Below are 14,062 nucleotides of genomic sequence, written 5' to 3'. Positions count from 1 at the left end.
ATCAGCCGCTAACGCGCCGCACGTAGTCCGCCATTCCGGGCACCGTGAAGGAAACCTGCCCCAGTTCGGGAGCATAGATGATGCCCTTGCGGATCAGGGAACCGCGAGTCATGGTCATGGACGTCATCTTTTTGCCGGCCCGGGCTGCCAGTGTTGCTGTACTGGAGCCGCCGGCCCCGTCGATCGCCATGAGGCGCAAAAACTCCCGTTCCGCTTTGGTTGCCCGACGCCACCGCATGGGAAAAAAGCCCTGGTCCAGCTGTGCACGCCCGATTTCGACGGCGATCTTCGCGTCGTCGGCGGTGATGCGTTTATGCGGAGCTGATTCCCAGGCAGCGGATCCGTACTCCTGCAGGAAGTAGGGGTATCCCCCGGCAGCATTCAAGAGCAGATCCATCGCCGCCGGATCATAAGTGACCCCCTGCTCCTGCGCCGGAATTGCCAAGGCGGCCGCGGAATCTTCCCGGTCCAGGGCACCAACGCTTCGGTAGGTAAACAAGCCCTCGGCATACCGTTGCGACTGGTTAAGAACTTGCGGCAGGTTCGGCAGGCCTGCAGCTATCAGGTAGAACGGCCAGTCCCGCTGTCCGGCCTGATGCTGCACAGCCAACAGAGCCGATATAAGACCGGCATCCAGACTCTGGAGTTCGTCCACCACGAAGATGAGCGCTGATTTACGCTCCGCCAGGGCAACTGCGGTGTCCTCGACGGTCTCCTCCAGATCCACAGCGAAGGCCCCTGAGTCCCCCCTGCCGTTCCGGGCTCCCACCCCCACATCTATGCCGCTGACTTGCAGGCCGGCGGCAAAGGAGGCAATGGTTCCCAGAGCTGCGGCGAGGGCCGCTGTGTTCCCGCGGGAGTTGGCCTTGCGCCCGGCCTGCAGCAGCCCGCGGGCGAGCTTGGCTCGAATGGCCTTCGGTCCGCCTTCGGCATCCCTACCCTCGAGCGAGACCACCAGAAACCCGGTGTTTTCCGCCCTCCGCCTGAACTCATTGAGCAGCACGGTTTTACCTACTCCATGAAGGCCGTGAAGCACTATCCCCCGGTCCGTGCGACCGGCTGCGACGCGGGAAATGAGGAGATCAAAATCATTCATCAAGGCATTTCTGCCGGCCAGTTCGTAGGATGTCCGGCCGGCGCCAGGTGAGTACGGGTCTGAGGCACTGTGCATGCCACCCATCCTAGCGCTATATCCAGATTAATTTATATTGGTGTATAGAATTGGATACAAATAGCCAAGAGAATGACACTGGATGTGATGAAGTGCCTTCAACAACCCCTGGAAGCTGCCTCGGCAAGTAGATTCACCCTGACACGGCAAAGGGCACCTGCAGGCTCATCACCTGCCGCACGCTCGCTCGGGACCCATCGGGGCGGGGCATCGCTCCCCCGCTTGGGTGCAGGAGACCCCCGTTAGCGCGGCAGCCCTCTTTTGCCGCCCCGGGAACCCCAACTGGTAGGTAATTGGGCGGAATCGTGCCTAGCTGCGTCGTAGGTTGGGATTGGCCCTTAGACACACAGCGCACGCTGTCTTTGAAAGGACGCCGTGGGCAAATGCGCACAATATAGGCGGTATCCTCGCAGCAACGGCCGTAACGGGGATGATCCCACAGCTGGCTGAAAAACATCTACGGCCGGATCGGCCACCTGATGATCCAACAAAGTGACCTTGGAGGCGATGACGTACTTGCCGGGGGTGCGGGTGCAGACCCAGTGGATCCACCCCGCACGCACCCGGGAGTCAGGAGTCCTCCGGTGCTGCGCTGTCCTAGGCCAGCGTCACAAGATCCAGGTACCCCTCGTTCCAATGGTCTTCGTCGCCGTCGGGCAGCAGCACAACCCGCTCCGGGTTCAGAGCGGCTACGGCACCCTCGTCGTGGCTGACCATCACCACTGCGCCTTCATAGCTGGCAAGGGCGCCCAGGATCTCCGCACGGGAGGCAGGGTCCAGGTTGTTGGTGGGCTCATCCAGCAGCAGCACGTTGGCAGAGGACGCCACAATGGTGGCCAGTGCCAGGCGGGTCTTCTCGCCGCCGGAGAGGACTCCGGCCTTTTTCTCGACGTCATCGCCGCTGAACATAAAGGAACCAAGGACGCTGCGAACCTCGGCATCATCCATGTCCGGAGCGGACGAGCGCATGTTCTCCAGCACGGTCCGCTCAGTGTCCAGGGTTTCGTGCTCCTGGGCGTAGTAGCCCACCTTCAAGCCGTGGCCCGGAATGATCTTTCCGGTGTCCGGAGTGTCCACCCCTGCCAGCATCCGCAGCAGGGTGGTCTTTCCGGCGCCGTTCAGGCCCAGGATAACCACCTTGGATCCGCGGTCAATCGCAAGATCGACGTCCGTGAAGATTTCCAGCGAGCCGTAGCTCTTGCTGAGGCCCTCGGCCATCATCGGAGTCTTGCCGCAGGGAGCGGGTGTCGGGAAGCGCAGAGCCGCCACCCGATCAGTGGCACGGACCGCGTCGAGGCCGCCCAGAAGGCGGTCCACGCGCTTGAGCATGCTCTGCGCGGCGGATGCACCTGAGGCACGGGCCTTCATCTTGTTGGCCTGGGCCAGCAGGACGCCGGCCTTCTTCTCGGTGTTGGCACGCTCGCGCTTGCGGGCGCGCTCATCCGTTTCACGCTGGATCTTGTAGCGCTTCCAGTCCATGTTGTAGATGTCGATCGTGGCGCGGTTGGCATCCAGCGAGAACACCTTGTTGACCGTGGCTTCGAGCAGCTCGGTATCGTGGCTGATCACAATCAGGCCGCCGGTGTGGTTCTTCAGGAACTCGCGCAGCCAGGCGATGGAGTCGGCGTCGAGGTGGTTGGTGGGCTCATCCAGGAGCATGGTTTCAGCATCCGAATAGAGGATGCGGGCCAGCTCCACGCGGCGGCGCTGGCCACCGGAAAGGGTGCTCAGGGGCTGGTTCAGCAGCCGGTCCGGCAGGGCCAGGTTGGCAGTGATGGTTGCAGCTTCGGACTCCGCGGCGTACCCGCCGGCGGCCAGGAACTCGGCCTCCAGACGGTCATAGCGGTTCATAGCCTTCTGCGAGATTTTCGGGTCCTCGCTGGCCATCTCGTCCTGGCACTTCTTGAGCTGAGCGGAGACCTTGTCCAGGCCGCGGGCGGAGAGGATGCGGTCCCGCCCCAGCTGCTCCATGTCAGGGGTGCGGGGATCCTGCGGCAGGTAGCCGATTTCTCCGGCACGCTTGACGTGTCCGCCGGCTGGCAGGGCTTCTCCCGCCAGGACCTTGGTCAGAGTGGTCTTGCCAGCGCCGTTGCGGCCCACGAGTCCAATTTTGTCGCCTTTGTCAACACGGAATGAGACCGCTTCCATGAGCAAACGTGCGCCGGCACGGAGCTCGAGATTAGATACGGAAATCACTCAGTGGACCTTTCGAGGGGGTTCGGGGATAGAACTTCAACTGCGATGGCAGCCTTTCTAGTCTACCGTCCATCAACGATTTGTAGAAAACCTCCAAGGGAAAATGAGGTTCTGCGCCGCTAGTGTCGACAGGGACGCCGCAGTTTTCAGCCTGTCCGACAGGACATCGTGGCTCATCAGGCAGCGCAGGCCACGAGCAACCTTTGTCGAATACCTACGAAATGAGTTCCCATGAACACTTCCTCCGCTGAAACCGCGGCTCCCACCGGCCGCCACGAAACCGTCCGCGGGCATTGGACGGCTGCGGATCTCTCACTCATAGCTGTTTTTGCAGCCCTGGTAGCCGCCTTTTCGCTGCTGCCGGGCGTGCCCCTGGGCGCCGGGGTTCCCATTACGCTCCAGACGCTGGCGGTCATGCTGACCGGGATCATCCTTGGGCCCTCGCGGGGCGCGGCAGCGGTTGCCCTGTTCCTGGCGGCGGGTCTTGCCGGCTTACCCATCTTCAGCGGTTTCTCCGGCGGCTTGGGCGTGCTGGCCGGTCCGTCGGCCGGATACCTGCTTGCCTTTGTCCCTGCGGCCTTTGCTGTGGGCCTGCTGTCCCGGGCAGTTCTCCGCCGGACCCGCCGGGCGCGCTTCCCTCTTCTGTTCGCCGCAGCCATGGCGGCCAGCTTTATCTTTGTGCATCCAATGGGCATCGCCGGACTGATGATCAATGCGAAGCTGGAGTTCCCAGCGGCCCTGGTCGCCGACATGGCCTTCTGGCCCGGTGACGTGCTGAAGAACCTGCTGGCAGCTGCCGTAGGCGTCAGCGTCTTCACCGCATTCCCCCGGCTCGCAGCCCCGCGCCGCGGATGACGCACATCCGCCTGCAGGATGTCTCGGTGCTCCGCTCCCCCGACTCCTCGGCCTTCCCCGAGCAGGACGAGCGTGCCGCCCACACCGGCGTAGGCAACGGCCCGATTCTGCACCCCGTCACACTGGACTTGAACGAACGGCGGATTGCCGTGATCGGCGCCAACGGCTCCGGCAAGTCGACGCTCCTGAAACTGCTCAACGGCCTGCTGGCACCGGATACCGGCACCGTGACCGTGGACGGCCTGGACACGGTACGGCACGGCAGCCGGGTCCGGCGCAGAGTGGGGTTCGTCTTCACCGATCCCCTCTCCCAACTGGTCATGCCCACGGGCCGCGACGATGTGGAGCTCTCCCTGCGCGCGGGCATCCGCAGCCGGGCGGAGCGCCGCGCAGCAGCGGAGGTCCGTCTGGCGTCGTTTGGTCTTCTGCATCTGGCCGACCGAAGCATCTACGACCTGTCCGGCGGGGAGCGTCAGCTGATGGCCCTGACCTCGGTGCTGGCCGTCGAGCCGGACGTTCTCGTGGCCGACGAGCCCAGCACCCTGCTGGACCTGCGCAACACGGCGGAGCTGCGCCGAATCTTCGCCGAATTGCCGCAGCAGATCATCTACACCACGCATGATCTGGACTTTGCCGCGGACGCCGAACGCGTCCTGGTGGTGGAGGACGGCCGGATCGTGTTCGATGGCGGCTCCGACGCTGCGCTGGCTGCCTACCGATCGCTGGCGCTGGGCTCCGACAGCGGGCCTGCCGTCAGGGGCAAGCCGTGAGGAGCCTGCGGTGAGGGGATCGGCACACCTGCTCGGTGCGTACCGGGCCGGCCGCTCCCCCGTGCACCGGGCACCGCTGGGACTCAAGGCTGCCGCCGTCGTCGTACTGTCCGCCGCCGTGCTGATCTTCCGGTCGCTGCCCCTGCTGGGCGCGGCCCTTCTGCTGATCCTCGGCGCATACGCCGCAGCGCGCCTCTTTTCGGAGTGGTGGCGGCCGCTAAAAATGATGTGGCCGGTCCTGCTGCTGCTGGGAGCCTTCCAGACGTGGTCCAACGGACCCGCCGCCGCGCTGCTGGTGATCGGGAACATTGTGGCCTGCGTGACAGCCGCGCGGCTATTGACCCTCGCCACGCCCCCGCAGGAACTGCTGGACGGACTCGTGGCGCTGGCCGGGCCCTTCCGATTCCTTGGCGCGGATCCGGAACGGTTTGGGCTGACTCTGGCCCTGATGATGCGCAGCATTCCGTTCCTGCTGGGCTCGGCACAGGACGTGCGGCACTCTGCTATGGCGCGGGGTCTGGAACGGAATCCGCGGGCGCTCACCGTTCCCGTGGTGATCCGGGCCGTTGTCTATGCGCAGCAGACCGGCGACGCCCTGGCGGCCCGCGGAATTGGTGAACCCTCTGAGAGGGCCGCGGTGCCCGAACACAAGCAGGCTGACCGTCGGGGATAATCGGGGCATGAGTTTTAACGAAAATGCACGGCTGGACTCCTCCCGCGTCAGTGACCGGCGCGGGAAAGGCAAAGGTATTGCTGTGGGCGGCGGGCTGGGCGGCGGACTGATCCTCATCCTCTCCCTGATCTTCGGATCGGATGTGGTGGACGGGCTGGGCCTCAGCGACGGCGGGAACCCAGCCGGAACCGGTTCGGGCTATACGGAGAGCATCTCCGGCTGCCTGGACGGTGCGGATGCGAACGAGCGCCTGGACTGCCGGATCGTCGGGACCGCTGAAAGCCTGGACAGCTTCTGGGAGCCCGCACTGGCCGCGCAGGGCCTGACCTACACGGAGCCCGGCGTCGCGCTCTTCACCGGACGCACCGACACCGGCTGCGGATCGGCCACCAGCGCGGTGGGCCCCTTCTACTGCCCCGCGGACGAACAGACGTACTACGACACAGCGTTCTTCGACGAGCTCGTGGCCCAGTACGGCGCCTCCGGCGGGCCGCTCGCCCAGGAATACGTGGTGGCCCATGAATTTGGCCACCACATCCAGAACCTCACCGGAGTGCTGGGCGCTTCGGCGTCAGATCCGCGCGGCGCCGACTCCGCCGCGGTCCGGACCGAGCTGCAGGCCGACTGCTATGCCGGGCTCTGGGCGGGCAACTCCGCCTCCGTCCCGGCCCCCGGCAGTACCGAACCGTTCCTCGCGGAACTGACGGCCGCGGATGTGCAGGATGCCCTCTCCGCCGCCTCCGCAATTGGTGATGACCGGATCCAGTCCATGGCCACCGGCCAGGTCAATCCGGAAAGCTGGACCCACGGCTCCGGGGACCAGCGGCAGGCCTGGTTTATGCAGGGTTACGACGGCGGGAGCATCACCTCGTGCGACACGTTTACTTCCTCGGACCTGGACAATCCCTAGCTGTCGCGGACTGGGGCTGCCGCCAGTTCCCGCCAGAGGTCCGTCTCAGGAGTGAAGTGGATTGAACGTATGCCCAGTGCCCGCGCTGCATCAATGTTCGGTTCGTTGTCGTCAATAAAAACCACGTCACGGGGCGCCGCCCGCAGGTCTGCCAGGACATGAGCGAAGATCCGGCGGTCCGGCTTGGCCACGCCCAGCTTGCCGCTGAAGAACATCTTGGCGAAGTACCCTGACCACGGCGAACCATCCAGATAGCGTTCGGACATTCCGGCGGGCATGTTGGAGAGCAGCGCAAGCTGCGCCCCCTCGCCGGCCAAGGTCTCCAGCACGGACAGCGTCGCGCAATTCAGGTGGGACCACTGCGCGGCGTCCAGTTCCTCCAGCTTCTCCAGCTGTTCCGCGTCCGCCGGTCTGCCCAGCACCCGGGCCCAGTATTCGGCGGTTTCAAGCGCGCCGGCGTCGAAACCTTCCCGGTGCGCCCAGTAGGGGCTTGACGCCTGTGCCAGCTTCAGGCCTGTTTCCCGTTCCAGCGCCACCCAGTCTGCCGGCTCCGGTGCCGTGGAAACAACCATCCCGTAGTCGAAGACATACCAGGTTCCGGAACGGGACAGCGCAGTCGCTGCTGGGCCGCAGCCATTCCAGGCGGCCATGTAGTCATCGTGAAAGTCGAAATTCCCCATGCGCCAGACGGTAACACTCCGCCTGGGGCCGGGGCGCCGAAAAGTACCCGACACGCAGGCAGGGCCGCTCCCCCGTTGCCGGGGAAGCGGCCCTGCCTGCTTTTGTGCGTGCTGCTCTAGATATTGAAGCCCAGCGCGCGCATCTGGTCGCGGCCGTCGTCCGTGATCTTCTCAGGGCCCCACGGCGGCATCCAGACCCAGCTCAGGCGCCAGTCATCGACGACGCCGTCCAGTGCCTGGCCAACCTGCTCTTCGAGCACGTCGGTCAGGGGGCAGGCAGCCGTGGTCAGCGTCATGTCGATCAGCAGCGCGCCGTCGTCGGCGTACCGCAGGCCGTAGAGCAGACCCAGATCCACCACGTTCACGCCCAGCTCCGGGTCGATGACGTCCTTCAAGGCCTCTTCGACGTCTTCAAGGGACGTCTGGGCCAGATTCGACTCACTCATCATCTGCTCCTTGGCAGTTGTAGCGGACAGGGTTAAGCCTAGGCCTTCAGGGCGTTGGCGGTAGCCGTGGCGGCAGTGGCATTGGCACCCGTGAAGCGGTCGTAGCCTTCTTCTTCGAGGCGGTCGGCCAGTTCGGGTCCGCCCTGCTCGGCGATGCGGCCGTCAACGAACACATGGACGAAGTCCGGCTTGATGTAGCGCAGGATCCGCGTGTAGTGAGTGATGAGCAGGGTGCCCATCTCGCCCTTGGAGTGCTCGCGGTTCACGCCTTCGGAGACAACCTTCAGTGCGTCAACGTCCAGGCCGGAGTCGGTCTCGTCGAGGATGGCGAACTTGGGGCGGAAGAGCTCGAGCTGGAGGATCTCCACGCGCTTCTTCTCGCCGCCGGAGAAGCCTTCATTGACGTTGCGCGAGGCAAAGTCGGCGTCGATGCGCAGCTGGGTCATGGCCGCCTTGACGTCCTTGGTCCAGTGGCGCAGCGAGGGGGCTTCGCCGTCGAGTGCGGTCTTGGCGGTGCGCAGGAAGTTGGTCATGGTGACACCGGGAACCTCGACCGGGTACTGCATGGCCAGGAACAGGCCGGCGCGGGCGCGGGCGTCAACGCTCATGGCGAGGACGTCTTCGCCGTCGAGCGTGATGGAGCCGCTGTCGACGATGTAGCGAGGGTGTCCGGCGATGGTGGAGGCCAGCGTGGACTTGCCGGAGCCGTTGGGGCCCATGATGGCGTGGGTCTCACCGGTGTTGATGGTCAGGCTGACGCCCTTCAGGATCTGCTTTTTGACGTCCTGATCAGTCAGAATGCTGACGTGAAGATCTTTGATCTCAAGAGTAGACATACGAGTTACGCTTTCTCCTTTGCACGCTCTGGTGCGTATTTAAGCTTCAAAAAGTGTGGGTGCAGCTTGGTTCCCCGGAAGCCGGCGCGGCTTCCGGGGAACGTGTGCTAGCTCTCGACTGCGGCGAGCTCGCGCTCGACGGCCTCAGTGAGGCGTTCTTCCAGTGCCGGAACCCTGATCTGCTGGATGATCTCGTTGAGGAACCCGCGGACCACCAGGCGGCGGGCAACATCCTCGGGGATGCCGCGGGCCATCAGGTAGAACAGGTGCTCGTCGTCGAACCGGCCGGTGGCGCTGGCATGGCCGGCACCCTCGATCAGGCCGGTTTCGATTTCCAGGTTCGGCACGGAATCGGCGCGGCCGCCGTCGGTCAGGAGCAGGTTGCGGTTGACCTCGTATGTGTCGGTGCCTTCTGCTTCCTTGCGGATCAGGACGTCACCCACCCAGACGGTGTGCGCATCGCGGCCCTGCAGGGCGCCCTTGTACATGACGCGGGACTTGCAGTTCGGAACCGCGTGGTCCACGAACAGGCGCTGCTCCAGGTGCTGCCCGGCATCGGCGTAGTACAGGCCGAACATCTGCACGTCGCCGCCAACAGCGGTGAAGCGCGACGACGGCGTGATCCGCACCAGGTCTCCGCCGAGGCTGACCACTACGTGCTTGAACTTGGCGTCGCGGCCGAGCTTGGCGTACTGGGCGGAGGCGTGCACGCCGTCGTCGTCCCAGTCCTGAACCGACACAACGGTCAGTTCAGCGCCGTCGCCGACAACGATTTCCACGTTCTGGGACAGCGTGGCGCTTCCCTTATGGTCCAGGACCACCACCGCCTTGGAGAACTTCTCCGCGGTGATGACGATGTGCTGGGCGGCAGGATCCTTGCCGGCACCGGTCATGGTCAGCGTGGTGCTGCCCTCGACGACGGTTTCAGCCGGAATGGTGACAACGGTGGCTTCGGCGAAGGCTTCCCAGGCGGCAGCTGCCACCAGGTCCTCCGGGATGCCGGCCGAACCGATGCGGGCATCCGTGCGGGCCACGTTTTCCACGCGGACGCCCTCGGGTGCCACAACGGCCACCTCGGGGGCGGTTCCGGTCAGTTCAGCGGTGTGCAGGCCGCGAAGGCGCTTAAGCGGGGTGAACCGCCAGTCCTCTTCACGTCCGGTCAGTTTGCCGAAGTCGCCGCGGGTGTAGGAGGTCAGGCGTCCGGCGCGTGAGCTATCCGGAATTCCCGCCCCTGCGCCGTGGCTGTGGGACTTGGTGCTGTCGCCGCCGAGGACCGAGGAGGACTCGTTCAGAGGAGAAAGGTTCTCTCCCTCTTCGGTGAATCCGTCAATCCGGATCCGGCTGCTCCCTGAGGGTGCGCCAATCCGGGCTTTGACACCCTCCACGGCATTGCTGACCTGTTCGGTCACGGTTTCGACGACGTCGTTAAGCTTCGACATTAACCGACGGCTCCTTCCATCTGGAGTTCGATGAGGCGGTTGAGTTCAAGGGCGTATTCCATCGGCAGTTCACGGGCGATCGGCTCAATAAAGCCGCGCACGATCATTGCCATTGCCTCGTCCTCGGGAAGGCCGCGGGACATGAGGTAGAACAGCTGCTCCTCGCTGACGCGGGAAACAGTGGCTTCATGGCCCATGGTGACGTCATCTTCGCGGATGTCAACGTACGGGTACGTGTCAGAGCGGGAGATGGTGTCCACCAGCAGGGCGTCGCAGCGCACGGTGTTGGCCGAGTGCTTGGCGCCTTCGCGGACCTGGACCAGGCCGCGGTAAGCGGCACGGCCGCCGCCGCGGGCCACGGACTTGGAGATGATGGAGCTCTTGGTGTTCGGGGCAATGTGGACCATCTTGGATCCGGTGTCCTGGTGCTGGCCCTCGCCGGCAAAAGCGATGGACAGGGTCTCGCCCTTGGCGTGCTCGCCCACCAGGTAGACAGCCGGGTACTTCATGGTGACCTTGGAACCGATGTTGCCGTCGATCCACTCCATGGTGGCGCCCTCGTGTGCAATGGCACGCTTGGTGACCAGGTTGTACACGTTGTTGGACCAGTTCTGGATGGTCGTGTAACGGACGCGGGCGCCCTTCTTCACGATGATTTCCACCACGGCGGAGTGCAGCGAATCCGAGGTGTAGATCGGGGCGGTGCAGCCCTCAATGTAGTGGACGTAGGAATCCTCGTCCGCAATGATCAGGGTGCGCTCAAACTGGCCCATATTTTCCGTGTTGATACGGAAATAAGCCTGCAGCGGGATCTCCACGTGGACGCCCTTGGGGACGTAGACGAAGGAACCGCCGGACCATACGGCAGTGTTCAGTGAACCGAACTTGTTGTCGCCCACGGGGATGACCGTGCCGAAATACTCCTGGAACATCTCCGGGTGTTCCTTCAGGGCGGTGTCCGTGTCCAGGAAGATGACACCCTGGCGTTCCAGATCCTCGCGGAGCTGGTGGTAGACAACCTCGGACTCGTACTGTGCTGCCACGCCGGAGACCAGGCGGCCGCGCTCAGCTTCGGGGATGCCGAGCTTCTCATACGTGTTGCGGATGTCCTCGGGCAGGTCTTCCCAGGTGTTGGCCTGCTTCTCCGTGGAGCGCACAAAGTACTTGATGTTGTCGAAGTCGATGCCGGAGAGGTCTGCGCCCCAGGTCGGCATGGGCTTGCGGTCGAAGTACTTCAGACCCTTGAGACGAAGGTCCAGCATCCACTGGGGTTCGTTCTTCTTCGCCGAGATGTCCCGGACGACTTCCTCGCTGAGCCCGCGGCGGGCATTGGAACCCGCGACGTCGGAGTCGGCCCATCCGTATTCGTAGGTACCGATTCCCTCAAGTTCAGGGTTCTTCTCCAGGATGTCTGTAATCACAGAGTCCGGCACCGCGGCGGGTGCCGTTGACTTCTGGGTTGCTTGATCCGTCATCACGGCCTTTCTTGCTGATGAATGGATGTGGACTGGTTGGTTTCGGCGTGCACGGGGACGTGCGCCTCGTTCCTGGTGCGGCCCACGGGTATGTGGGTCGTACAAACATGCCCGCCCCGGGAGAGCGTGGACAGTCGACGGACGTCCACGTCCAGCAGTCGGGCAAAAATTTCGGTTTCCTTGTCGCAGAAGACCGTGTAAGCGCTGGCTAGCCCCTGGATGGGGCAGTGTCCCTGGCAGAGCTGGACGCTGAGCAGCGTGCTGGGCTGCTTCGCCGTGCCAATCATGGTGGTTGAGCCAACAAATCCGTCCTTGGTCAGCTCAGCAGCCAAGGCCTCCGCCTTGTCCTGGATTGCCGGTCCGGCGGCTTCGACCGCAGGACGGTAGCGTTCTTCCATCCGATCAAACCGATCCGCGGCAAACCGTTCAATGGCTTCCGGCCCGGCCGCAAGGCCAAGCTGGCGCAGGGCCTCAGTGGCGATATCCAGGTAGTCATTACCCAAATATGCCTGCCCCTGTTTGCTCAGGACATAGCGCCGGGCGGGCCGCCCGGCACCGGAGGACGGATTATTCACCCGCTTGACTTCGATCAGGCCCTTCACGGAAAGCGCATCGAGATGCCGGCGCACTGCCGCGGGTGTGAAACCCAGCCGTTCGCCAAGCTCCGCAGCACTTACCGGGCCATGCTCCAGCACCGCCCCCAGGACACGGTCCCGGGTACGTTCCTCGGCCTCGGCTGTTGCCGGTTTGGCCACTGCCTTCGGCTCAGAGTTGCTCATAGAATACACAACACAATCATGACCTAATCTGTTCCGTCCCGCCACTAAGGACAGGCTTCCCACCACAGGACGCTTCTGCGCGAGCCACCCGGACGGGTCCAGTGAGCAGTACTACCTAACGTAGAATATGACCGTGCCTAACGATGAACCCTGCCTGACCATAAAAGGCCTCATAAAGGACTGCGGTCCGGTAGCCGGTCTCGACGGCAAAATGATCCGGGTGCTGGCCGGCGTGGATTTCTCCGCCCGCCGCGGCGCCGTCACCGCTCTGCTTGGCGCCAACGGCGCAGGCAAGACCACCACTTTGGAATGCGCGCAGGGGCTGCAGCCCATCAACGGCGGCGAAGTGCTGCTGCTGGGCCAGGAACCTTACGGAGCGGGGGCGCAGCTGCGCAGCCGCGTGGGCGTCATGCTCCAGGACGGCGGCCTGCCCCCGGCCGCACGCCCGGTACCCCTGCTGCACCACATCGCCTCCATGTATGCGGATCCCCGCCCGGTGGATGAGCTGGTGGCACGACTGGGTATTGGCAGCTTTGCGAACACCAACATTAGGCGCCTGTCCGGCGGGCAGAAGCAGCGTCTGGCCATGGCCGCAGCCTTGATTGGCCGCCCGGAAGTTCTGTTCCTGGACGAGCCCAGTGCCGGCCTGGATCCGCAGTCCCGGCAGATCGTCTTTGACCTCATCACCGAACTGCGCGACGACGGCCTGGGCATCATCCTGACCACCCATCTGATGGACGACGCGCAGAAACTCGCCGATTACGTCTACATTATCGACGCCGGCAAGACGGTGGCCTCGGGCACCGTGGCCGAACTGACCGCCCAGACCGGCGAACTGGCCGATCAGCGGCTGCTGACTTTCGACGCCGCCCCGGGACTTAATCTCACGGGAGCCGGGCTTCCCCATCTCGGTGCCAGAGAAACGGCTCCCGGACACTACACACTGCGCGGGCCAATCACGCCCGCCGACATTGCCGCGCTCTCGTCCTGGTGGGCGAGGCAGGACATCCTTCCCTCGGCACTGCACATGGCCTCACGAACACTGGAAGACGTCTTCCTCGACCTGTCCGGAAGGGACATCCGATGAGTGCCCCCGCCTCCCTGCCCGTGCGCATCCTGAACCAGGGGCGCTACGAGGCCATCACGATGCTCCGCAACGGCGAGCAGCTGATCCTGGCCGTTTTCCTGCCCCTGATGGCACTCATTGCCCTGTCGGTGACTCCCATCCTTGACGGCTACGGCACCTCGCGGGTGAACATGGCGACGCCGGGCATCCTGGCTCTCTGCGCCATGTCCACCGCGTTTACCGGCCAGGGAATCGCCACCGGCTTTGACCGGCGCTACGGCGTCCTGCGGTTCCTCTCCACCACACCGCTGGGCAAGGCCGGCCTCATCGCCGGCAAGGGAATCGCCGTCGTCGCCGTCCTCGCGATCCAAGTGCTGGTGGTGAGCATTGTGGCCGCCTTCCTGGGCTGGCAGCCGTCCTGGAGCGGAATTCCGCTGGGGCTGGTGTCACTGCTGATCGGGGCTGCAGCGTTCACGGCGCTGGGCCTGCTCGTTGCCGGGACCGCACGTCCGGAGGCAACACTGGCCGTAACCAACCTGCTCTGGATACTCCTCGCAGCCGTCGGCGGTATCATCATTCCGGCGTCAAACCTGCCCGAGGTCATGGCGCCGTTCGTGGAAATCCTGCCCTCGGCAGCCCTCGGTGAAGCCATGCGATCCGCCCTGATCGACTCCGCCTTCAACATCCCCGCCACGCTGATCCTCCTCGCGTGGACAATCCTGGGTGGCCTTGCCGCCGTCCGCTGGTTCAAATGGAGCTAAATCCC

General features: G+C 64.4%; 14 protein-coding genes and 1 pseudogene. 7 read left to right on the top strand and 8 right to left on the bottom strand.

Annotation, left to right across the window (positions count from 1 at the left end):
- Position 1: 1 nt before the first annotated feature.
- Positions 2-1,171, bottom strand: coding sequence for an ATP-binding protein (locus tag ABIB35_RS14725; RefSeq protein WP_354182476.1), 1,170 nt, complete (start codon positions 1,169-1,171; stop codon positions 2-4).
- A gap of 597 nt (positions 1,172-1,768) precedes the next feature.
- Positions 1,769-3,367, bottom strand: a complete 1,599-nt coding sequence (locus ABIB35_RS14720; RefSeq protein ID WP_354182475.1) for an ABC-F family ATP-binding cassette domain-containing protein — start codon at positions 3,365-3,367, stop codon at positions 1,769-1,771.
- Between the two features lie 231 nt (positions 3,368-3,598).
- On the opposite strand from ABIB35_RS14720, the gene ABIB35_RS14715 reads away from it, so the two are divergent.
- From ABIB35_RS14715 to ypfJ, 5 genes and pseudogenes are all read left to right on the top strand, one after another.
- Positions 3,599-4,222 carry a biotin transporter BioY gene (locus ABIB35_RS14715; protein ID WP_354182474.1) on the top strand — a complete coding sequence of 208 codons (624 nt, stop codon included), beginning with the start codon at positions 3,599-3,601 and terminating at the stop codon, positions 4,220-4,222.
- 140 nt (positions 4,223-4,362) lie between these two features.
- Positions 4,363-4,701: pseudogene (locus tag ABIB35_RS18775) on the top strand (ATP-binding cassette domain-containing protein); the annotation flags it as partial.
- Positions 4,702-4,992, top strand: coding sequence for a hypothetical protein (locus ABIB35_RS18770; RefSeq protein WP_502915804.1), 291 nt, complete (start codon positions 4,702-4,704; stop codon positions 4,990-4,992). It abuts the pseudogene before it with no gap.
- 10 nt (positions 4,993-5,002) lie between these two features.
- Positions 5,003-5,665: an energy-coupling factor transporter transmembrane component T gene (locus ABIB35_RS14705; protein ID WP_354182472.1), complete on the top strand. Its 663-nt coding sequence runs from the start codon at positions 5,003-5,005 to the stop codon at positions 5,663-5,665.
- A 7-nt stretch (positions 5,666-5,672) separates the two neighbouring features.
- Positions 5,673-6,575, top strand: coding sequence for a KPN_02809 family neutral zinc metallopeptidase (gene ypfJ / locus ABIB35_RS14700; protein ID WP_354182471.1), 903 nt, complete (start codon positions 5,673-5,675; stop codon positions 6,573-6,575).
- Here the strand turns inward: ypfJ and ABIB35_RS14695 are convergent.
- The 6 genes from ABIB35_RS14695 to ABIB35_RS14670 form a co-directional block, all read right to left on the bottom strand.
- Positions 6,572-7,255: an HAD family hydrolase gene (locus ABIB35_RS14695; RefSeq protein WP_354182470.1), complete on the bottom strand. Its 684-nt coding sequence runs from the start codon at positions 7,253-7,255 to the stop codon at positions 6,572-6,574. The two genes, ypfJ and ABIB35_RS14695, sit on opposite strands and share 4 nt — an antisense overlap.
- 116 nt (positions 7,256-7,371) lie before the next feature.
- Positions 7,372-7,701, bottom strand: coding sequence for a metal-sulfur cluster assembly factor (locus tag ABIB35_RS14690; RefSeq protein WP_229965736.1), 330 nt, complete (start codon positions 7,699-7,701; stop codon positions 7,372-7,374).
- Between the two features lie 38 nt (positions 7,702-7,739).
- Entirely contained in the window at positions 7,740-8,537 is a 798-nt protein-coding gene (gene sufC / locus ABIB35_RS14685; protein WP_354182469.1) for a Fe-S cluster assembly ATPase SufC, read from the bottom strand.
- A 107-nt stretch (positions 8,538-8,644) separates the two neighbouring features.
- Entirely contained in the window at positions 8,645-9,976 is a 1,332-nt protein-coding gene (gene sufD, locus ABIB35_RS14680) for a Fe-S cluster assembly protein SufD (protein WP_354182468.1), read from the bottom strand.
- Positions 9,976-11,451, bottom strand: coding sequence for a Fe-S cluster assembly protein SufB (gene sufB / locus ABIB35_RS14675; protein WP_354182467.1), 1,476 nt, complete (start codon positions 11,449-11,451; stop codon positions 9,976-9,978). Before sufB ends, sufD begins: the two co-directional genes overlap by 1 nt.
- A complete protein-coding gene (locus tag ABIB35_RS14670) occupies positions 11,451-12,230 on the bottom strand; it encodes a helix-turn-helix transcriptional regulator (RefSeq protein WP_354182466.1) in 780 nt (259 codons plus the stop codon). The genes sufB and ABIB35_RS14670 overlap by 1 nt, the downstream gene beginning before the upstream one ends.
- A 133-nt stretch (positions 12,231-12,363) precedes the next feature.
- On the opposite strand from ABIB35_RS14670, the gene ABIB35_RS14665 reads away from it, so the two are divergent.
- Positions 12,364-13,317, top strand: coding sequence for an ABC transporter ATP-binding protein (locus ABIB35_RS14665; RefSeq protein WP_502915799.1), 954 nt, complete (start codon positions 12,364-12,366; stop codon positions 13,315-13,317).
- A complete protein-coding gene (locus ABIB35_RS14660) occupies positions 13,314-14,057 on the top strand; it encodes an ABC transporter permease (protein WP_354182464.1) in 744 nt (247 codons plus the stop codon). The genes ABIB35_RS14665 and ABIB35_RS14660 overlap by 4 nt, the downstream gene beginning before the upstream one ends.
- Positions 14,058-14,062 lie beyond the last annotated feature (5 nt).

The sequence above is a fragment of the Arthrobacter sp. UYP6 genome (assembly GCF_040547315.1).
Lineage (GTDB): Bacteria > Actinomycetota > Actinomycetes > Actinomycetales > Micrococcaceae > Arthrobacter_B.
This window is presented reverse-complemented; position numbering and strand designations above follow the sequence as displayed.